At 71.7% G+C, this 18147-nt stretch carries 21 protein-coding genes; 8 read left to right on the top strand and 13 right to left on the bottom strand.

All coding sequences use genetic code 11. The annotated features are described in order from the left end of the window. Nucleotides 1-2 precede the first annotated feature (2 nt). Nucleotides 3-1556 (top strand): glycoside hydrolase family 3 protein, encoded by a 1554-nt coding sequence (locus ACGFNI_RS11085; protein ID WP_393682597.1) that lies wholly within the window; start codon nt 3-5, stop codon nt 1554-1556. Between the two features lie 165 nt (nt 1557-1721). Here the strand turns inward: ACGFNI_RS11085 and nagB are convergent, their stop codons facing one another. Both nagB and ACGFNI_RS11075 read right to left on the bottom strand, forming a co-directional pair. Then, nucleotides 1722-2504, bottom strand: coding sequence for a glucosamine-6-phosphate deaminase (nagB, locus tag ACGFNI_RS11080; RefSeq protein ID WP_393682595.1), 783 nt, complete (start codon nt 2502-2504; stop codon nt 1722-1724). A 163-nt stretch (nt 2505-2667) separates the two neighbouring features. Then, nucleotides 2668-3429, bottom strand: coding sequence for an SDR family oxidoreductase (locus tag ACGFNI_RS11075; protein WP_393682593.1), 762 nt, complete (start codon nt 3427-3429; stop codon nt 2668-2670). A gap of 156 nt (nt 3430-3585) precedes the next feature. Between ACGFNI_RS11075 and ACGFNI_RS11070 the strand changes: the two genes are divergently transcribed. Next, nucleotides 3586-4200 (top strand): TetR/AcrR family transcriptional regulator, encoded by a 615-nt coding sequence (locus ACGFNI_RS11070; protein ID WP_393682591.1) that lies wholly within the window; start codon nt 3586-3588, stop codon nt 4198-4200. A 348-nt stretch (nt 4201-4548) separates the two neighbouring features. Then, nucleotides 4549-6018, top strand: coding sequence for a sensor histidine kinase (locus ACGFNI_RS11065; protein ID WP_393683036.1), 1470 nt, complete (start codon nt 4549-4551; stop codon nt 6016-6018). Between the two features lie 128 nt (nt 6019-6146). Here the strand turns inward: ACGFNI_RS11065 and ACGFNI_RS11060 are convergent, their stop codons facing one another. Next, nucleotides 6147-6404, bottom strand: a complete 258-nt coding sequence (locus ACGFNI_RS11060; protein WP_003983230.1) for a WhiB family transcriptional regulator — start codon at nt 6402-6404, stop codon at nt 6147-6149. Nucleotides 6405-6725: 321 nt separating this feature from the next. Next, nucleotides 6726-7709 carry a diacylglycerol/lipid kinase family protein gene (locus ACGFNI_RS11055; RefSeq protein WP_393682589.1) on the bottom strand — a complete coding sequence of 328 codons (984 nt, stop codon included), beginning with the start codon at nt 7707-7709 and terminating at the stop codon, nt 6726-6728. A gap of 118 nt (nt 7710-7827) precedes the next feature. On the opposite strand from ACGFNI_RS11055, the gene ACGFNI_RS11050 reads away from it, so the two are divergent. Beyond that, a complete protein-coding gene (locus tag ACGFNI_RS11050) occupies nt 7828-8292 on the top strand; it encodes a hypothetical protein (protein WP_393682587.1) in 465 nt (154 codons plus the stop codon). Nucleotides 8293-8359: 67 nt separating this feature from the next. Here the strand turns inward: ACGFNI_RS11050 and ACGFNI_RS11045 are convergent, their stop codons facing one another. The 4 genes from ACGFNI_RS11045 to ACGFNI_RS11030 form a co-directional block, all read right to left on the bottom strand. After that, nucleotides 8360-9340 carry an RNA polymerase sigma factor SigF gene (locus tag ACGFNI_RS11045; protein ID WP_393683034.1) on the bottom strand — a complete coding sequence of 327 codons (981 nt, stop codon included), beginning with the start codon at nt 9338-9340 and terminating at the stop codon, nt 8360-8362. Between the two features lie 43 nt (nt 9341-9383). Continuing rightward, on the bottom strand, nt 9384-9797 hold the full coding sequence (locus ACGFNI_RS11040) for an anti-sigma regulatory factor (RefSeq protein WP_052860744.1): 414 nt from the start codon (nt 9795-9797) through the stop codon (nt 9384-9386). Nucleotides 9798-10105: 308 nt separating this feature from the next. After that, nucleotides 10106-10579: a GNAT family N-acetyltransferase gene (locus ACGFNI_RS11035; RefSeq protein WP_393682585.1), complete on the bottom strand. Its 474-nt coding sequence runs from the start codon at nt 10577-10579 to the stop codon at nt 10106-10108. Nucleotides 10580-10622: 43 nt separating this feature from the next. After that, entirely contained in the window at nt 10623-10883 is a 261-nt protein-coding gene (locus tag ACGFNI_RS11030; protein WP_393682583.1) for a UBP-type zinc finger domain-containing protein, read from the bottom strand. 77 nt (nt 10884-10960) lie between these two features. On the opposite strand from ACGFNI_RS11030, the gene ACGFNI_RS11025 reads away from it, so the two are divergent. After that, the gene (locus ACGFNI_RS11025) at nt 10961-12559 is read left to right on the top strand and encodes a Na+/H+ antiporter (protein ID WP_393682582.1); all 1599 of its coding nucleotides are present in this window, start codon (nt 10961-10963) and stop codon (nt 12557-12559) included. A 39-nt stretch (nt 12560-12598) separates the two neighbouring features. Here the strand turns inward: ACGFNI_RS11025 and ACGFNI_RS11020 are convergent, their stop codons facing one another. From ACGFNI_RS11020 to ACGFNI_RS11010, 3 genes are all read right to left on the bottom strand, one after another. After that, entirely contained in the window at nt 12599-13519 is a 921-nt protein-coding gene (locus tag ACGFNI_RS11020; RefSeq protein WP_393683032.1) for a 1-aminocyclopropane-1-carboxylate deaminase/D-cysteine desulfhydrase, read from the bottom strand. Between the two features lie 50 nt (nt 13520-13569). Then, nucleotides 13570-14160 (bottom strand): N-acetylmuramoyl-L-alanine amidase, encoded by a 591-nt coding sequence (locus tag ACGFNI_RS11015; RefSeq protein WP_393682581.1) that lies wholly within the window; start codon nt 14158-14160, stop codon nt 13570-13572. Nucleotides 14161-14342: 182 nt separating this feature from the next. Beyond that, on the bottom strand, nt 14343-14576 hold the full coding sequence (locus ACGFNI_RS11010) for a hypothetical protein (protein ID WP_393682580.1): 234 nt from the start codon (nt 14574-14576) through the stop codon (nt 14343-14345). 78 nt (nt 14577-14654) lie between these two features. Between ACGFNI_RS11010 and ACGFNI_RS11005 the strand changes: the two genes are divergently transcribed. The 3 genes from ACGFNI_RS11005 to ACGFNI_RS10995 all read left to right on the top strand — a co-directional run bounded on the left by ACGFNI_RS11005 (nt 14655) and on the right by ACGFNI_RS10995 (nt 16639). After that, complete coding sequence (locus tag ACGFNI_RS11005) at nt 14655-15401, top strand: helix-turn-helix domain-containing protein (protein ID WP_393682578.1); 747 nt, start codon at nt 14655-14657, stop codon at nt 15399-15401. A gap of 10 nt (nt 15402-15411) precedes the next feature. Then, nucleotides 15412-16329 (top strand): glutaminase, encoded by a 918-nt coding sequence (locus ACGFNI_RS11000; RefSeq protein ID WP_393682577.1) that lies wholly within the window; start codon nt 15412-15414, stop codon nt 16327-16329. 88 nt (nt 16330-16417) lie between these two features. After that, complete coding sequence (locus ACGFNI_RS10995; protein ID WP_393682575.1) at nt 16418-16639, top strand: hypothetical protein; 222 nt, start codon at nt 16418-16420, stop codon at nt 16637-16639. A gap of 45 nt (nt 16640-16684) precedes the next feature. Here ACGFNI_RS10995 and ACGFNI_RS10990 read toward each other — a convergent pair whose 3' ends face one another. Together ACGFNI_RS10990 and ACGFNI_RS10985 are read right to left on the bottom strand one after the other, a co-directional pair. Next, nucleotides 16685-17089 (bottom strand): VOC family protein, encoded by a 405-nt coding sequence (locus ACGFNI_RS10990; protein ID WP_393682573.1) that lies wholly within the window; start codon nt 17087-17089, stop codon nt 16685-16687. 94 nt (nt 17090-17183) lie between these two features. Beyond that, nucleotides 17184-18122 (bottom strand): beta-ketoacyl-ACP synthase III, encoded by a 939-nt coding sequence (locus tag ACGFNI_RS10985; protein ID WP_393682572.1) that lies wholly within the window; start codon nt 18120-18122, stop codon nt 17184-17186. Nucleotides 18123-18147: the final 25 nt, after the last annotated feature.

The raw sequence follows: 18147 nt of genomic DNA, 5'->3' as shown, positions 1-18147 counted from the left end.
CCATGACCACCCTCGTATCCTCCGCTGACACCCTGACCCGGGACGCACTCGCCGTCCTCCAGCCCGGCTTCACCGGCACCAGCGCCCCCGACTGGCTGCTCCGCCGGCTCGACGAGGGCCTGGCGTCCGTCGGTGTCTTCGGCCGCAATGTCGCGGACCCCGGACAACTCGCCGCGCTCACGGCGCAGTTGCGCGCGGAACGCGAGGACGTCCTCGTCGCCATCGACGAAGAGGGCGGCGACGTCACCCGCCTGGAAGTCCGCGGCGGCTCCTCCTTCCCCGGCAACCTCGCACTCGGCGCCGTCGACGACACCGCGCTGACCCGCCAGGTCGCCCGCGAACTCGGCCGCCGCCTGGCCGCCTGCGGCGTCAACCTCAACTGGGCGCCCGCCGCCGACGTCAACTCCAACCCCTCCAATCCCGTCATCGGCGTCCGCTCCTTCGGCGCGGACCCGGCACTCGTCGCCCGGCACACCGCCGCGTACGTGGACGGCATGCAGTCCGCCGGGGTCGCCGCCTGCACCAAGCACTTCCCCGGCCACGGCGATACCTCCGTCGACTCGCACCACGACCTGCCGCGGATCGCCGCCGACCTGACCACCCTCCAGGGACGCGAACTGGTGCCGTTCCGCGCCGCCATCGCAGCCGGTACCAAGGCCGTCATGAGCGCGCACATCCTGCTGCCCGCCCTGGACGGCACCCGCCCCGCCACACTCAGCGCCGCCGCCCTGCACGGACTGCTGCGCGCCCCGGCGGCCGACGGCGGACTCGGCTTCGACGGGCTGATCGTCACCGACGGAATGGAGATGCGGGCCATCGCGGCCACCTACGGCATCGAACGCGGCAGCGTACTGGCCATCGCGGCCGGCGCCGACGCGATCTGTGTCGGCGGCGGCCTGGCCGACGAAGACACCGTGCTGCGGCTGCGCGACGCGTTGGTGAGGGCGGTGCGTGACGGCGAGCTGTCGGAGAAGCGGCTCGCCGACGCCGCAGCACGGGTGCGCGCTCTGGCGCGCTGGACCCGGCGTGCGGGCGCGGGGGAGGGGACCGCGCCCGCACCCGAGGCCGGGCTGGCCGCCGCGCGCCGCGCACTGCGCCGCACCGCCAGGGAACCCTTCACCCCGCTCACCTCCCCCGCCTACGTCGCCGCCTTCACCCCCCTCGCGAACATCGCGGTGGGTCACGAAACCCCCTGGGGCGTCGCCGCCGAACTGGCCCGCCTCCTGCCCGGCACCGACACCGCCTCCTACACCGCCGAGGCTGCCGCCGCCGACGGCACCGGCAGCCTGGTCGCCGGCCTGGTCACGGCCGCCGGCCGACGCCGGATCGTCGCCGTCGTCCGCGACGTCCACCGCCATCCCTGGATGGCCGACGCCCTCGACGCCCTCATCGCTGCCCGCCCCGACACCGTCGTCGTCGAGATGGGCGTCCCGCAGGCACCCCCGTGCGGTGCGCTCCACCTCGCCACCCACGGCGCCGCCCGCGTCTGCGCCCAGGCCGCCGTCGAAGCCCTCACGGAATCGGCCCCGTCCCACCCGGCCGAACCGGCGGGCTGACCGGGCCGGTCGACCCGCGCCGAGCGGGCCGACCGCACCGCCCCGGCCCGAACAGGCCGAGCCTCCTCGTTCGCCCGCCTCGGCCCGCCCCGCCACCGCACACACAGCGGCCGGGTGCCCCTCCCAGGAGCACCCGGCCGCTTCGGCGTTTTTCTGCCGATGTGCCTAGATGCCCTGCCAGTCCGGCTTGGCCGCGTAGGTGGCACGGAAGTACCCGGCGAGCTTCAGCTTCGACGCCGCGGCCTCGTCGACGACGACCGTGGCGTGCGGGTGCAACTGGAGCGCCGAGGCCGGCACCAGCGCGGCGACCGGACCTTCGACGGACTGCGCCACGGCGTCCGCCTTGCCCGCGCCCGTGGCCAGCAGCACCAGGTGACGGGCCTCCAGAATGGTGCCGATGCCCTGCGTGATGACGTGGTGCGGCACCTCGTCGAGGCGGTCGAAGAACCGGGCGTTGTCCTCCCGGGTCTGCTGGGTCAGGGTCTTGATGCGGGTACGCGAAGCGAGCGAGGAGCACGGCTCGTTGAAGCCGATGTGGCCGTCCGTGCCGATGCCGAGGAGCTGAAGGTCCACTCCGCCGGCTTCCCGCAGCGCGCGGTCGTACGCCTCGCAGGCGCCCTGGACGTCATCGGCCGAGCCGTCGGGGCCCATGAAGGACTCCTGGCCGAGGCCGAGCGGCTCGACGACCTCGCGCAGCACCACCGAACGGTAGGACTCGGGGTGCCCCGCGGGCAGGCCGACGTACTCGTCGAGCTGGCAGATACGGGTCCGCGAGGCGTCCACGGCACCGGTCTTGACCTTCGCCGCGAGCGCTTCGTAGATGGGCAACGGGGTCGAGCCGGTGGCCACGCCGAGCAGAGCGTCGGGCTTGCGGCGCACCAGGGTGGCGATGGCCTCCGCGATGAGTTCGCCGCCTGCCTTGGCGTCCGGGACGATGACAACTTCCACGCTTGGCCTGCCGTTCTGGAGAATGGACTCATGTGGTATAGACCAATCTATCAGAGGGAGGCCCGCCAGGCCCGGTGGTGAGGCGGCCCGATGGAAGTCGTCCTGCCCCTGCGGAGGCGTGAGGTGACTCCCGTCCCGCCCGCTGCCATCCGGCTTCCCGCCCCTACAGTTGGGCGCCACCGGTGGCGTCGATCCACTGGCCCGTCACCCAGCGGCTGTCGTCCGAGGCCAGGAATGCCACGATGTCCGCGACATCGCCGGCCTCCGCGACCCGGCCGAGCGGGGATATCGCCCGCGTCGCCGTCCGCGCCCCGGAATTCGCCTCCCCGCGCAGCCAGTGGGCATTCATCTCCGTGTCGACGGCGCCCGGCGCCACGGCGTTGACCGTGATCCCGCGCGGGCCCAGCTCCTTGGCCAGCGTCGAGGTGAAGACGTCGAGGGCGCCCTTGCTCATGGCATACGCGATCAGCTCGGGCTTGGCCGTGCCGCGCGTCAGGCTCGTGGAGGTGTTGATGATCCGGCCGCCGTCCCGCAGCCGCGGCAGGCCGAGCCGGGTGAGGAAGAACGGTGCCTTGGTGTTGAGCGCGAAGAGCCGGTCGAATTCCGCTTCGGAGACCCGCGTGATGCCGTCCGCCCTGCTGTTGGCCCCGGCGTTGTTGACCAGGATGTCCAGGCCGTCCGCCTGGGCGTCGAACGCTTCCCACAATGCCTCGGCGCCGCCCGGTACGCCCAACTCGGCGTGTACGGCGAAGGCTTGGCCGCCCGCGGCCTCGATGGCCGTCACGGTCTCCTTCGCCGCGGTCGCGTCGTGTCCGTAGTGCACGGCGACCCGCGCGCCGTCCCGCGCCAGTCGTTCCGATACGGCCCGGCCGATCCCCCTGCTGCCGCCTGTCACCAGCGCGGTCCTGCCGTTCCGTGCGCTCATCGCTCCTGCCCCCTCGTCGTCGCGACCGTTCGCTCGCGCGCCCGGCCCCTCGGTCAGCGTCGATCACTGCAGCGAGCGCCGTGCCATACTTTATGTATCGCCCGCTACAGAAAAACCGTAGCACGCTTCCGTACCGTCCGCTATAGAATTCAAGGCATGGCGACCAAGGAAACGAAGCAGCGCGGCCGGCCCCGGTCCTTCGACCGGGAGACGGCGCTGGAGAAAGCGGTGCGGTCCTTCTGGGAGCAGGGCTACGAAGCGACCTCGATCTCCGATCTGACCCGCACGATGGGGATCAGCGCCCCCAGCCTGTACGCCGCCTTCGGCGACAAGCAGGCGCTCTTCCGCGAGGTGGTGGCCGAGTACGGCCGGCTCCACGGCGGCTTCCTCGACCGTGCGATGACCGAGGAGCCGACCGCCCGCCGGGGTGTCGAGCGGGCGCTGCGCGAGGCGGCGGTCGAATACACCCTGCCCGGCCGCCCGCGCGGCTGCCTGGTGATCAGTGCCGCCCAGAACACCGCACCGGCGTCCGCCGATGTGGCCGACGAGCTGCGCGCGATGCGGCTGGCGAACATCGACGGGATCGAGAGCCGCATCCGCGCGGACATGGCGTCCGGCGCGCTCCCCGTGGACACGGACGCGCCCGCGCTGGCCCATTACGTGGGCGCGGTGATCCAGGGAATGTCACAGCAGGCGAGGGACGGCGCCGAGCGTACGGCGCTGGAGGCGATCGCCGGGCTGGCGATGAAGGTCTGGCCGGACGGCCCCTGAGCCGGGCGCGGGCCGAAGGGCGGGCCGGGCCCCGAAACACCCGCGGGCCGCGGCGCCGGGACAGGACCCTCAACCTGTCCGGCACCGCAGCCCGGAGCTTCATCGGCCGGTTCCGTAGGGCGGAGTGCGCACCCCAAGTGCGGTAGGGGAGCGCCCGTCCGGGAACCGGTCGATCGGAGACCTCGGCGCAGTCAGGGCAGAGAGCGCGTCGGCCTCGATCCGCTCTCCTGTGCGGGGAGAACGGAGGTCTTTACCAGAGATATTGTGGACTAGACCATTCTGATCTGTCCATGCCCGTGCAGGAGAACAGATACACCGTACGCCGGTAGGCTCCCCTGTGTGCCCTCCATGAACGATCTCGTACGCCAGCACACCGCTCTGAGCGATTCCGACCTTGAATGGTTGCACCTGCTGGTCTCGGAATGGCAGCTGCTGTCCGATCTGTCCTTCGCCGACCTCGTGCTGTGGGTTCCCACTCTCGACGGCACGCGGTACGTATCGGTGGCCCAGATGCGCCCGAACACCGGGCCCACCTCCTACCAGGACGACATGGTGGGCCACCTGGTGCCCCGTGGCCGCCGTCCGATGCTGGACTCCGCGCTGGACGAGGGCCGGATCGTGCGCGAGGGCGACCCGGAATGGCGCGAGGAGGTGCCGGTCCGCGTCGAGTCCATCCCGGTCCGCCGCGAGGGCCGGGTACTCGGAGTGATCGCCCGCAACACCAATCTGCTCACGGTGCGCACCCCCAGCCGGCTGGAGCTCACCTACCTGCAGAGCGCGTCCGACCTGGCCCAGATGATCGCTGCTGGAACGTTTCCCTTCCCCGGGCAGCAGGTCGACATGGACGCGTCCCCGCGCGCGGGCGACGGCCTGATCCGCCTCGACGCGGACGGCGTCGTCCAGTACGCCAGCCCCAACGCGCTCTCCGCCTACCACCGGCTCGGCCTCGCCGCCGACCTCGTAGGACACCACCTCGGCCAGGCGACCGCCGAACTCGCCCCGGCCCGGGGCCCGGTGGACGAGGCGCTGGTCAAACTCGCCAGCGGCTGGGCGCCCAGGGAGTTCGAGGTGGAGGGCGAGGAGGGCGTGATCCAGTTGCGCGCCATCCCGCTCAAGCCCAAGGGCACGCACATCGGTTCGCTGGTCCTGCTGCGGGACGTCACCGAACTCCGCCGCCGCGAGCGCGAATTGATCACCAAGGACGCCACCATCCGGGAGATCCACCACCGGGTGAAGAACAATCTGCAGACCGTCGCCGCGCTGTTGCGCCTCCAGTCGCGCCGGATGGATTCCGAGCAGGGCCGCGAGGCACTCAACGAGGCGGTACGCAGGGTCGGTTCGATCGCGATCGTGCACGAGACGCTGTCCCAGACGCTGGACGAACGGGTCGAGTTCGACGAGATCGCCGACCGGGTCCTCGCCATGGTCGCCGAGATCTCGCCCGGCAAGGTGACCGCCCGCCGCACCGGACGCTTCGGCATCCTGGACGCCGAGGTCGCCACCCCGTTGTCGATGGTGCTGACCGAGGTGCTGCAGAACGCCCTGGAGCACGCCTTCGACCAGAGTGAACACGGCACGGTCGAGGTCGGCGCGGTACGCGGCGGCAGCCGTACGGAACCGCGACTGCTGGTCACCGTCCAGGACAACGGCCGGGGGCTGCCCGACGGATTCGACCCGCAGCGCGCCGGAAACCTGGGGCTGCAGATCGTAAGGACCCTGGTGGAGGGGGAGTTGGGCGGCGCGTTCGACATGGTGCCGGCGCCGGAAGGGGGCACGCAGGTGATCCTTGACGTGCCGGTCCGCGCCGAGAAGAACTAGGGCGCCAGGGGCGGCGCCCCTGGACAGCAGTAAGCCCCGGACCCATCAGGTCCGGGGCTCAAAGCTCACGTTGCTCTGCGCATCGGGGGTACTGCGCGCTGCGGCTCGGGGGCCACGGGGAGTCTGTGTCAGGCGCTGGCGTTGCGCGCCCGGTTGCGAGCTGCACGGCGCTTCATTGCGCGGCGCTCGTCCTCACTCAGACCACCCCAGACGCCGGAGTCCTGACCGGACTCGAGCGCCCACTGCAGGCACTGCTCCATGACGGGGCAGCGGCGGCAGACGGCCTTGGCTTCCTCGATCTGCAGGAGCGCAGGACCGGTGTTGCCGATGGGGAAGAAGAGCTCGGGGTCTTCCTCGCGGCAAACGGCGCGGTGACGCCAGTCCATGGCTGCTCCATCTCCTCGTATGACGGGAACGTTGCTTGTGAATGTGAACGCTTTCACGAATCCCTCCGCACGGGAAGGGCCGAGTGCCAGTTCGCAAACTGGTGCGGACCTGTGGGATGAGGAGAAGGATTCGGGCTCTCAAGGGGGCCGGTGAAGTGGCCGTCCCGATCGCCATGAAGAGACTCGCAAACCTCGGCGACGGATACAACCCCTACTGGAAACTTTTTTTTGATTCCTTGGTGTCGCCTAGGTCACAGCCGTACTTCTAGGGGGTGGGAGTCAGCCTAAACGTTCGAGTGGAAGGACTTTAGGCCCTACTGCTCACACAATCACACGCAGTGCACGGCGTACGCCTGTGAACGTCACACTCGTGCGCAGTCCCAGATGGTCGCCGTCCATCTGGAAGGGCAAAGGCACCTGGGAATGCAAGGTGAAGGCCGTCAGGTCGTGCAGGGACACCGCGTGCTTGCCGCGGGGGCCGCGTTCCGGTGTTGACGTCAGCAGCTGGGTGGCATACCGGGTCACCGCGGGGGGCGAGAGCTTGCTCAGTGCGAACAGATCCAGGGCGGTGTCGAACGACGCTTCCGGGGAGGGGTACAGCGGGCGATTGCCCAGGTAGCTCCAGGGAGAGGTGTTGCAGATTATCGACATCGCCAGATGCTCGACGATCTCGGTCGAGCCCGCTTCCTCGCCCGGCCGTTCGAGCGTGATGGTGCCCTGCCGGCGGTTCGGCTCCCCCAGGAACTGCCGTACGACCTGTCGCACGTACAGGGCGTGGGTCGAACGCTTGCCGCGTTCGCGCTGCTGCTCGACCCGGCCGACGACGCCGGCGTCGAAGCCGAAGCCGGCACAGAAGGTGAACCAGCGGGCCGGGACGCCCTCGTCCTCACTTCCGGGTGTCCCCGAGGCGAGCCCCAGGCTGACCGTGCGCTCGCTGCCGTCCCGCACGGCGTCCAGCAGGGCGCCGGTGGCCTCCACGACGTCGTTCGGCAGGCCGAGCGCACGGGCGAAGACGTTGGTGGAGCCGCCGGGTACGACGGCCAGGCGGGGGTGGGACTGGGGGTCGGGTCCGTGGGTCAGCAGGCCGTTCACGACTTCGTTGACCGTGCCGTCGCCGCCGAGCGCCACCACCAGCTCGGTTCTGCCGTCCTCGGCGGCCTGCCGGGCGAGGTCCCGGGCGTGGCCGCGGTAACGGGTCTCGGCGACCTCCAGATCGAGGTCGCTGGCGAGCGCGTGGGTCAGTACGTCACGGGTGCGGGCACTGGTGGTGGTAGCTGCGGGATTGACCACGAGAAGTGCGCGCATGTGCGCCAGCGTACCTACCTGCGGGTACTCGCCCGCACGCCCACCTCCGCAACGGGCCGCCGACGGGGGTGTGGGCCGGGGAGCGGGCCGGCCGTCGCGGCGGCGCTACCCTGCTGGGGTGAGCAGTCAGCAGAAACAGTCCGCGAACCGAGCCGCCGGCGCCGCCGCGGCGCCCGAGCCGACCGGGCCGCGGCCGGCCCGGCTGACCGCCGCCGCCGCGCTCACCGCGGTCGAAGGGGTGGCCCTGGCCGCGCTCGGCATCTTCATGCTGGTCGAGGGGCTGGTCGGCTCGCCCGACAGCCCGCAGCAGGCGGTGACGGGCGCGTTGACGGTGATCGTGCTCGCCGTGCTGCCGCTGCTCGCCGCCCGCGGCCTGTGGCTGCTGCGCCGCTGGAGCCGGGGGCCTTCGCTGATCACGCAGATCGTCGCGCTGCCGGTCGCCTGGACGCTCGTCAACGGCGGTGGCGTCCTCATCGCGGCCGGTGTCGTGCTCGCCGTGGCGGCGCTGGTGGTACTCGGCCTGCTGGTCAACCCGACGGCCACCGAGGCGCTCGGCATCGGCCCCCGGGAACAGCGCTCCTAGGAGAGACGTGCGGGAGGGGCGGGGTCCGTGCGGGCCCCGCCCCTCCTGTTCTGCCGTTGGCCGGCGCTCACTCCTCGACGAGGAGCTTCTCGCGCAGCTGGGCCAGGGTGCGGGCCAGGAGGCGCGAGACGTGCATCTGGGAGATGCCGACCTCCTGGGCGATCTGGGACTGGGTCATGTTGCCGAAGAACCGCAGCAGCAGGATCTTCTTCTCGCGCGGCGGAAGGTCCTCCAGCAGCGGCTTGAGGGATTCGCGGTACTCCACACCCTCCAGCGCCTCGTCCTCGGCGCCGAGGGTGTCGGCGACCGCGGGGGACTCGTCGTCGGTGTCCGGGACGTCCAGGGAGAGGGTGCTGTAGGCGTTCGCCGACTCCAGGCCCTCCAGGACCTCCTCCTCGGAGATCCCGAGGTGCTCGGCCAGTTCGTGGACCGTGGGGGCACGGCCGTGGCGCTGGGACAGCTCGGCGGTCGCGGTGGTCAGGGACAGGCGCAGTTCCTGGAGGCGGCGCGGGACGCGGACCGCCCAGCCCTTGTCACGGAAGTGCCGCTTGATCTCGCCGACGACGGTCGGGGTGGCGTAGGTGGAGAACTCCACGCCCCGCTCCGGGTCGAAGCGGTCGACGGACTTGATCAGACCGATCGTGGCGACCTGGGTGAGGTCGTCCAGGGGCTCACCGCGGTTGCGGAACCTGCGGGCCAGGTGTTCGACCAGCGGGAGATGCATCCGCACCAGGGTGTTGCGGAGTTCCGCGCGCTCGGCGGAGCCGTCGGGGAGCTTGCGCAGCTCGAGGAAGAGCGCCCGCGCGCCGTTGCGGTCGTGCGGATCGTGGGTGTGCGCGGGTTCCACGGCGTGCTGGGGCTCTTGGGCGTCCTGCGGCCCCTGGGGGTCCTGTGCCTGAGGTGGGCGCGGGTCGTGCTGCTGCCCCTGCTGCTCGCTGTGGTCCATGTGATCCGCCTGCTCCGCCGCGTCCAACCGGCCGCCGTGGTCGTCTGCGCCCGTCGGACGCGGCCGGGAATGCTGGTCGGGGATGGTCGCACCGGGCGCCATCCCCGTACCGCGTTCGAGATCTTTCACGGGGCCCCCTGTTCGGTCATGACGGTCCGGGACCGGCGCCGCGCTCCTTGTACAGGCTGATGGTGACCGTACGGTCCTCGGCGACGGTGGAGTCGACCTTGCCGGCCAGTGCGGAGAGCACCGTCCAGGCGAAGGTGTCGCGCTCGGGTGCGCGCCCGTCGGTGGTGGGCGCCGAGACGGTCACCTGTAGCGCGTCGTCGATGAGGCGGAAGACGCAGCTCAGCACGGAGCCGGGGACGGCTTGTTGGAGCAGGATGGCGCACGCCTCGTCGACCGCGATGCGCAGATCCTCGATCTCGTCGAGGGTGAAGTCCAAACGGGCTGCGAGTCCGGCCGTGGCCGTACGCAGCACAGACAGGTAGGCACCCGCAGCGGGCAGACGGACTTCCACGAAGTCCTGATTCCCGGGCTCGCCTGCGATCTGGGACACCCTCACCTCCAAGGTGGCACAAGATGGTTGAGCTGGTATGCGTGACTTTTGTGCGGTTTCGGCGCATCTGTACCGGCCGTCTCTCCTGTCAGGTGAAAGGAGAACGACGCGGCGCAGCACATGGTTCGGCTGCGACGCTATCGCGATCTCCGGGCCGGTGTCGCCAGGAGGGAGCACGGTTGCCGTCCGGGCAACGATCCGGCCCGTGGTCACCCATGGCCGACGTTGTCACTTATTGTAAGGCCACGGGTACGCACAGTGGCTAGGGGTCTGCACAGTCAAATCATTCCCGATTACGCTCCGTTGACTCACGAGGTCTTCGCGAGGTTGTGCAGCGCATCTCCAGTGAGCCGGAAGACCGTCCATCCGTCCATGGGCTGCGCACCGATCGACCGGTAAAAGCCGATGGACGGTTCGTTCCAATCCAGGACTGACCACTCGAAACGCGCGTACCCGCGGGCCACGCACAGCTCGGCGAGCGCCGCCAGCAACGCCTTGCCGTGCCCGCCGCCGCGCGCCTCGGGGCGGACGTACAGGTCCTCCAGGTAGACACCGTGCGTGCCCGTCCACGTCGAGAAGTTCTGGAACCACAGGGCAAAGCCCACCGGCCCTTCGGCGGTCTCCGCGATCAGCGCGAAGGCCGCGGGCCGGTCGCCGAAAAGGGCCTCGGCCAACTGCGGCTCGGTGGCCCGCGCGGCCTCGGGTTCCCGTTCGTAGGCGGCCAGTTCGCGGATCATGGTGAGGATGACGGGGACGTCGGCGGGGGTCGCATCGCGGATCATGCCGCCAGGCTAAGAGGTGCCCGCCGGGAGCCGTGCGGCAGCCTCACACCAGGAGCTGGTCGGTGAAACACCACCGCCAGGTCTCACCCGGCTCGAACGAACGCATCACGGGATGGCCGGTTTCCTCGAAGTGCTCCGTGGCGTGCCGGAACGGCGAGGAGTCGCAGCAGCCGACGTGCCCGCACACCAGGCACAGCCGCAGCTGTACCGGGTGGCTGCCAGCCGCCAGGCACTCCAGGCAGGTGGCGCTGCGCGGGGCGGGCTCGGCGCGCGGCAGCTCAAGGACATGCGTGCACTCGCTCATGATGGCCAGGTTAGATCGCCGGAACGGGCGGCGGGGTGTGCCGGCGCCGACGGACGAGGTGCGGAGGGTGCGGCCCGATGGATGTGATGCCGCTGCTGTTGCTGATCGCGGGGAGCGCGGCGGTCGCGGCGCTCGCGCGGCGTACGCCCGTACCGGCGCCCCTGATGCTGGTCGCGGCGGGGCTCGCCGCCGGCTTCATCCCCGGCGTCCCCGACTACACCCTCGACCCGCACATCGTGCTGCCGCTGGTGCTGCCCCCGCTGCTGCACACCGCCGCGCTCGAAAGCTCCTACCTCGACCTGCGCGCCAACTGGCGCCCCGTGGCGCTGCTGTCGGTCGGCTACGTCCTCTTCGCGACCGTCGCCGTCGGCGCCGCCGCCTACCTCCTCATCCCCGGCCTGCCGCCGGCCGCGGCCCTGGTGCTGGGTGCCGTCGTCGCGCCGCCCGATGCCGTCGCGGCCACCGCCATCGCCCGCAAACTCGGCCTGCCGCACCGGATCACCACCATCCTCCAGGGCGAATCCCTGGTGAACGACGCCACCGCCATCACCGCCTACAAGGTGGCGCTCGGCGCTGCGGTCGGGGTGGGCATCACCTGGGGCCGCGGGATCGAGGAGTTCGCGATCGCCGCCCTGGGAGGCATCGGGATCGGCCTCGTCCTGATGGTGCCGCTGCACTGGCTGCGCCGCCGGCTGCGGGCGTCGGCGCTCCTGGAGAACACCCTGACGCTGCTCATCCCGTTCGTGGCGTACGCCGCCGCCGAGCAGGTCGGCGCCTCCGGAGTGCTCGCCGTCGTCGTGGTCGCCCTCTACCTGGGGCACCGTTCCTGGCAGGTCGACTTCGAGACCCGGCTCCAGGAGGCGGCCGTCTGGAACGTCGTCTCCTTCATCCTGGAGTGCGCGGTCTTCGCGCTGATCGGCCTCCAACTGCCCGTCGTGCTGCGCGGACTCGGTGAGTTCGGCGGCGTCGAGGCCACTTGGTACGCGCTCGCCGTCTTCGCCGTGGTGGTGCTGGCGCGGTTCGTCTGGGTCTATCCCGCGACGTACCTGCCGCGCGTTCTGTCGTCCCGCATCCGCGACCGGGAGCCCGACACGACCTGGGCGGCGCCCCTCATCGTCGGCTGGGCGGGGATGCGCGGCGTGGTGTCGTTGGCCATCGCCTTCTCCATCCCCGCCACCGTGCACGACGGCGGCCCGTTTCCCGCCCGCAACCTCGTGCTCTTCCTGACCTTCACCACCGTCATCGCCACGCTGGTCGTCCAGGGTCTGACGCTGCCGCCGCTGATCCGTGCCCTGAAACTCCCCGCCAGGGACGTGCAGGCCGAGACGCTCGCCGAGGCCCAGGCGCAGAACGAGGCATCCGGGGCCGCCGAAGCGCGCTTGGACGAGCTGCTGGCCGACCGGCGCAACGCCCTGCCAGGACCCCTCTCCGACCGGCTGCGTACGGTCATGGAACGGCGCCGCAACGCCGTCTGGGAGCGGCTCGGCGCGGTGAACGAGGAGACCGGTGAATCGGCCGACGAGACCTACCGGCGGCTGGCCAGGGAAATGATCGACGCCGAGCGGCGGGTCTTCGTCCGGCTGCGCGACAGCCGGCGGATCGACGACGAGATGCTGCGGACGCTGCTGCGCCGGCTCGACCTGGAGGAGGCCGCCGCCTATCGGGAGGGCGCCTGATTGTGCGGGTCCACCAGGAGAAGCGGCCCGGCAGGTGGCTCAGGGCGTGCCGGTGATCACTGCGGCCACCGCGCTGCCGGGGGCGAAGGCGCCCTCACCGGCCAGGGCCGCCAGGCCCAGCAGCATCTTGGCGACGTAGATCCGCTCCAGCGGCAGCCCGTGCCGCTCCTCGAACGCGTCGGCGAAGGCATCAAGCTCGGGGGTGCGCCGGGCGTAGCCGCCGCAGCAGAACCGGTCCTCCAGCCGCCAGTCGCCGCGCGGCCCGCCGAACGCCGCGCGCTGGAGCCCCTCGACCGTCCCCTGGAGGAAGTGCGGGCTGCCGCCCTTGAGTACGGCGAAGCCGATGGCCCGCTGACCCGGCCCGAGCCCCGCGGCCAGGCCCGCCAGGGTGCCGCCCGTCCCGCACGGCACCGCCGCCGTGCCGGCCGCCCCGCGCAGCTCCCGGCCCAGCTCCGCGGCGCCCTGCGCGGCGAGCGCGTTGCTGCCGCCCTCCGGTATGACGCGGAACGCGCCGAACCGGTCGTGCAGCGCGGCCAGCACCTCCGGGTCACCGGAGCGGCGGTAGGTGGCACGGTCGATGAAGTGCAGCCGCATACCGTCGGCCGCGCAGCGGGCCAGCGACCGGTTGAGCGGCGCGTGGGCCAGCTCCTCGCCCCGTACGACGCCGATGGTGGCAAAGCCCAGGAGCCGGCCGGCCGCCGCGGTGGCGCGCAGATGGTTGGAGTACGCGCCGCCGAACGTGAGCAGGGTCCGCTCGCCGGCGTCCGCCGCGGCACGCAGGTTGGGCGCCAGCTTGCGCCATTTGTTGCCGGGCAGCGCGGTGTGGATCAGATCGTCCCGCTTGAGCAGCAGCCGTATGCCGTGCCGGGCGAACGCCGGGTCCTCGACCTCACGAAGCGGTGAGGGCAGCAGCGGGCGCAGAGCGTCGGGGCCGGAAACGGGGCTGGTCACACCGTCCATTGTCGCGACCGCCACCGGGGCGCGCCGCGCCCGGCCCGGTCAGCCTGAGGTCACTTCAGGCGCTCGGCGACCAGCTCGCGGAGCCGGCCCATGGGGAAGCCGCGCGGGTCGACCTTGCCCGGCTGCCACTCCAGGTGGCCGATCACCGAGCGCTCGCTCCAGCCGTGCGCCCGGCACACCGCCGCCGCGGCCTTCGTGATCGCCGTCAGCTGCACCGCGGGCCACGGGTCGTGGCCGTCGCCGCGGTTCTCGCACTCGAAGCCGTAGAAGGCGCGGTTGCCGTCTGCGTCGGACGCGTCGTCGTGCGGCAGCAGCTTCTCCGCGATGACCGCGCGCAGCACATCGGCGTCGCCCAGACCCGCGTGGTTGGCGCGCCCGGCGCCGACCAGATGAACCCTGCCGTCCTTGGTGATCACACCGTGGCACAGCGGTCCCGGCAGGTCCGGGTGGCCGTCGTAGCAGGTCCGGACGGTCGACTTCGCCCCGGACGTCGCGGTGTGGTGGATGACCACGCCGTGCACCGGGCCCCACGGTCCCTTGTCGTTGCGGTCGTGGTGCCGCCAGTCGCCGACCTCGACGACGTCGAGCCCTTCGTCCTTGAGGGCGGCGAGGAGACGGGATGCGAACAGCGGTGCGGACATGGCCGACTCCGATCGGTGCGCGGCGGTCGCCGACCGCGCACCGCCTCATCCCTCGCTTCTACGGGATGACCGGCATTCGACGGGCCGGAACGGTATTTAACGGACCGGTCGTTCGTCTCCTGTGCGAGCGTTTCCGGCCGCCGGGCCGCGGCCCGGCGGCCCCGCCCCAGGCCCTGTCGGATCTAGGACCGCAGGAAGCCGTCTCCATGGGCGCTGATGTGCGCCTCCAGAGCGCTCAGTGCGTTCCGCGTCGCCTCCGGGGAACCGCTGCCGCTGCGCTCGGCGTAGTACGCCGCGCCCAGCTTCTTCAGCAGGTCGTTGCCCGCTCGCTGTTGCTGTACTTCGTCGACCTTCTGCTTGCCCTGGTCGAAGGCACTCTGTGCCTGCTCCTTGGCGCGGTCGAGAAACCCTGCCATCGCTGCCTCCGTGAAGATCGGTGTCATAAAGGTCAACGGCGCACCCGGCCGTCGGGTTCCCGTGCCAGGCTGGAGGACGTGGACGCGGAGCGCGAGACGGGTGGTCCTTCCGGTGCGTACCGCGAGCGGGCGTCCCGGCTGCACGGCGCGGTGCTGTGGACGAGCGGCCGGCGCCCGGTCGGCGGTGCGGTGCTGCCGGACGGCTGCATGGACGTGATCTGGGGCGCGGGGCGGCTGCTGGTGGCAGGACCCGACACCCGCCCGCACATGGCGGAAGGCGGGCCGGGTACCCGCTTCACCGGGCTGCGCTTCGCGCCGGGACAAGGCCCGGCCGTCTTCGGCGTACCCGCCCGTGACCTGCGTGACCGCCGCGTCCCGCCGGCGGATCTGTGGCCCGAGGCGCGGGTGCGGGAGCTGACCGGGCGGCTGGCGGCGACCGGCGCGCCGGGCCGCCTCCTGGAGGAGATCGCGGCGGCCCGCGTCCGGGAGGCGTCGGACCGCCTGCCCCCGGGACGGGCGGGACGGTCCGCCCGCAGCGCCGCCATCACCCGCGCCCTGGCGCAGGGCCGCTCCGTGGCCGAGACCGCCGACGGTGTGCAGCTCGGGGTCCGGCAGCTGCACCGGTACTGCCTGGACGCGTTCGGCTACGGTCCCAAGACGCTGGCCCGGGTGCTCAGGCTGGTGCGGGCGCTCGAACTGGCACGGGCCGGCGTCCCGTACGCGGAGGTGGCGGCCCGTGCCGGATACGCGGATCAGGCGCACCTGGCACGCGAGGTGCGGTCGCTCGCGGGGGTTCCCCTGGGGAGCCTGCCGGGGCCGGGTTAGCGTGTGGACCATGGACTACCAGGCCGTTCTCGAGGAGGTAGCGGCCTTCGCGCGGCCGTTCGCGGGACAAGGACAGGTCGCCGACTACATTCCGGCGCTCGAACGGGTCTCCGCCGACCGTTTCGGGATCGCGGTGGCGGACATCAACGGCGCGGTCCACGGTGTGGGCGACTGGGAGGTGCCGTTCTCCGTCCAGTCGATCTCCAAGACCTTCTCGCTGGCGCTGGTGATGGCCCACGCGCACGGCGAAGACGACATCTGGAAGCGGGTGGGCCGCGAGCCCTCCGGGACGCCGTTCAACTCGCTGGTCCAGCTGGAGTGGGAGAACGGCATCCCGCGCAACCCGTTCATCAACGCGGGCGCGCTGGTCGTCACCGACCGGCTGCAGTCCCTCACCGGCGACGCCAGTACCACGATGCTGCACTTCCTGCGGGAGGAGAGCGGCAACCCGGATCTCGCGTTCGACCAGGCCGTGGCCGGTTCCGAGGCCGACCACGGTGACCGGAACGCGGCGCTCGCGCACTTCATGGCGTCCTTCGGGAACCTGGAGAATCCGGTTCCCAGCGTCATCGAGCACTACTTCTGGCAGTGCTCGATCGAGATGAGCTGCCGGGATCTGGCGACGGCAGGCGGCTTCCTCGCCCGGCACGGCGTGCGCGCCGACGGCACCAGGCTGCTCCAGGCGCGCGAGGCGAAACGGATCAACGCGGTGATGCTGACCTGCGGCACCTACGACGCGGCGGGGGAGTTCGCCTACCGCGTCGGGCTGCCGGCCAAGAGCGGCGTCGGCGGCGGGATCATCGCCGTGGTGCCGGGCCGATGCACGCTGTGCGTGTGGAGTCCGGGTCTGGACCGCCGGGGCAACTCCGTCGCGGGTGCCGCCGCGCTGGACCACTTCACGACGCTGACCGGCTGGTCGGTGTTCTGAGACGGCGCGCCGCGGGGCACCTCTCCCCGACCTGCCACGTTGTGGCGGCGATCCGCTGGGCGCATCGTGGGAGGGGAGGTGCAGTGCCATGGAGCACGAGATGCGCGCGGAGTACGAGGAAGGCGTGACGCCGGAGGCGGGCGCCCCGGTCAAGGTCTGGCACATGGTCCGGCGGGACGGGGTGAAGGCGATGTGCGGGCGCATGCTGGAGCAGTCCGCCGCCACCCAGCCGTCCGACGTCTGGGGCTCTCCGGAAGGGGAGCCGTTCTGCTTCCTGTGCGGCGCGGTCTACCTGCGTGAGGTGCCGTAGGTCCGGTCGCCGGACTCCCGTCCGCCCCGGCCCGCCCGCGCCCGGTCAGCCGTCGAGCGGTGCGAACAGGTCCACGCCGTGCCCGTCCGGGTCCGCGACGACGGCGTAGCGCTGGCCCCAGAAGGCGTTCCAGGGGGCCTTCTCGCCGGTGTGCCCTGCGGCGGTCAGCTCGGCGTAGGTGCGGTCGACGCCGGCCGGTCCTTCGCAGGCGAAGGCGAGCCCGGTCGGGGTGCCGCCCTGCGGCGGCGCCCCGACCGGGTCGATGGCGCGCGCGGTCTCGTAGGTGTCCCACATGAGCCGCAGCCCGCCGGGCAGCGTGGCCTCGGCGTGCGGGGCGGTGTCCGCGGCGGCGGGGACGTCCAGGCCGAGGCGGCGGTAGAAGGCGAGGGATGCGGCCATGTCGGCGACGGTCATGCCGATGGCTGCCAGGTGCGGTGTCGAAGTGCTCATACGGGAAGCGTAGGCAGGGTGCCCCGCCGGGGTATTGAACGTTTCGGACATCGCGGGCCCGCCTGCCCTCCGTGCCGCCCGAGGGCCGGGCGGCTCACGGGCAGCGGATGACCTGGCCCGCGTACGAGAGGTTGCCGCCGAAGGCGAAGAGCAGGACCGGGGCGCCGGAGGGGATCTCGCGCCGTTCGACCAGCTTCGACAGGGCCAGCGGCACCGAGGCTGCCGAGGTGTTGCCGGAGTCGATGACATCGCGTGCGACGACCGCGTTGACCGCGCCGATGCGTTCGGCGACCGGTTCGATGATCCGCAGGTTCGCCTGGTGCAGGACGACCCCTGCCAGGTCGGCGGGGAGGATGCCGGAGCGTTCGCACACCGTGCGGGCGATGGCGGGCAGCTGGGTGGTGGCCCAGCGGTAGACCGTCTGGCCTTCCTGGGCGAAGCGGGTGGGCTCCCCTTCGATGCGGATGGCGTTGCCCATCTGCGGGACCGAGCCCCACACGACGGGGCCGATCAGCGGCTCGTCGGACGCGGAGACGACGGCCGCGCCCGCGCCGTCGCCGACCAGCACGCAGGTCGAACGGTCCGTCCAGTCGACGACGTCGGTGAACTTCTCGGCCCCGATGACCAGGGCGTGGGTCGCCGACCCCGCGCGGATGGCGTGGTCGGCGGTGGCCAGCGCGTGGGTGAAGCCGGAGCAGACGACGTTGATGTCCATCGCCGCGGGGGCCCGCAGGCCCAGCTTGGCGGCGACCCGGGCCGCGGTGTTCGGGCTGCGGTCGGTGGCCGTGCAGGTGGCGACCAGGACCAGGTCGATGTCGTCCGCGGCCAGACCGCCGGCGGCGAGCGCCTTGGCGGCGGCCTCGCTCGCCATCGCGTCGACGCTCTCGTCGGGTGCGGCCACATGGCGGGTGCGGATGCCGACCCGGCTGCGGATCCAGGCGTCGTCGGTGTCGACGATCTTGGCGAGATCCTCGTTGGTGAGCACGCCCGATGGCTGGTAATGGCCGAGAGCCAGGACACGTGACCCGGTCATGAATTCCCGATCTGTACGTGGTCGA

It is taken from the genome of Streptomyces sp. NPDC048644, assembly GCF_043199105.1.
GTDB lineage: Bacteria > Actinomycetota > Actinomycetes > Streptomycetales > Streptomycetaceae > Streptomyces.
The sequence above is the reverse complement of the archived record's forward strand: the minus strand, read 5'-3'. Positions and strand labels throughout refer to the sequence as shown.

Excerpts from the sequence above, each read along its gene's own strand:
- ACGFNI_RS11085 (WP_393682597.1), top strand. The coding sequence starts at position 3 with ATGACCACCCTCGTATCCTCCGCTGACACCCTGACCCGGGACGCACTC.
- ACGFNI_RS11075 (WP_393682593.1), bottom strand. The coding sequence starts at position 3,429 with ATGAGCGCACGGAACGGCAGGACCGCGCTGGTGACAGGCGGCAGCAGG.
- ACGFNI_RS11070 (WP_393682591.1), top strand. The coding sequence starts at position 3,586 with ATGGCGACCAAGGAAACGAAGCAGCGCGGCCGGCCCCGGTCCTTCGAC.
- ACGFNI_RS11065 (WP_393683036.1), top strand. The coding sequence starts at position 4,549 with ATGAACGATCTCGTACGCCAGCACACCGCTCTGAGCGATTCCGACCTT.
- ACGFNI_RS11060 (WP_003983230.1), bottom strand. The coding sequence starts at position 6,404 with ATGGACTGGCGTCACCGCGCCGTTTGCCGCGAGGAAGACCCCGAGCTC.
- ACGFNI_RS11055 (WP_393682589.1), bottom strand. The coding sequence starts at position 7,709 with ATGCGCGCACTTCTCGTGGTCAATCCCGCAGCTACCACCACCAGTGCC.
- ACGFNI_RS11045 (WP_393683034.1), bottom strand. The coding sequence starts at position 9,340 with ATGGCGCCCGGTGCGACCATCCCCGACCAGCATTCCCGGCCGCGTCCG.
- ACGFNI_RS11035 (WP_393682585.1), bottom strand. The coding sequence starts at position 10,579 with ATGATCCGCGATGCGACCCCCGCCGACGTCCCCGTCATCCTCACCATG.
- ACGFNI_RS11030 (WP_393682583.1), bottom strand. The coding sequence starts at position 10,883 with ATGAGCGAGTGCACGCATGTCCTTGAGCTGCCGCGCGCCGAGCCCGCC.
- ACGFNI_RS11025 (WP_393682582.1), top strand. The coding sequence starts at position 10,961 with ATGGATGTGATGCCGCTGCTGTTGCTGATCGCGGGGAGCGCGGCGGTC.
- ACGFNI_RS11020 (WP_393683032.1), bottom strand. The coding sequence starts at position 13,519 with ATGGACGGTGTGACCAGCCCCGTTTCCGGCCCCGACGCTCTGCGCCCG.
- ACGFNI_RS11015 (WP_393682581.1), bottom strand. The coding sequence starts at position 14,160 with ATGTCCGCACCGCTGTTCGCATCCCGTCTCCTCGCCGCCCTCAAGGAC.
- ACGFNI_RS11010 (WP_393682580.1), bottom strand. The coding sequence starts at position 14,576 with ATGGCAGGGTTTCTCGACCGCGCCAAGGAGCAGGCACAGAGTGCCTTC.
- ACGFNI_RS11000 (WP_393682577.1), top strand. The coding sequence starts at position 15,412 with ATGGACTACCAGGCCGTTCTCGAGGAGGTAGCGGCCTTCGCGCGGCCG.
- ACGFNI_RS10995 (WP_393682575.1), top strand. The coding sequence starts at position 16,418 with ATGGAGCACGAGATGCGCGCGGAGTACGAGGAAGGCGTGACGCCGGAG.
- ACGFNI_RS10990 (WP_393682573.1), bottom strand. The coding sequence starts at position 17,089 with ATGAGCACTTCGACACCGCACCTGGCAGCCATCGGCATGACCGTCGCC.
- ACGFNI_RS10985 (WP_393682572.1), bottom strand. The coding sequence starts at position 18,122 with ATGACCGGGTCACGTGTCCTGGCTCTCGGCCATTACCAGCCATCGGGC.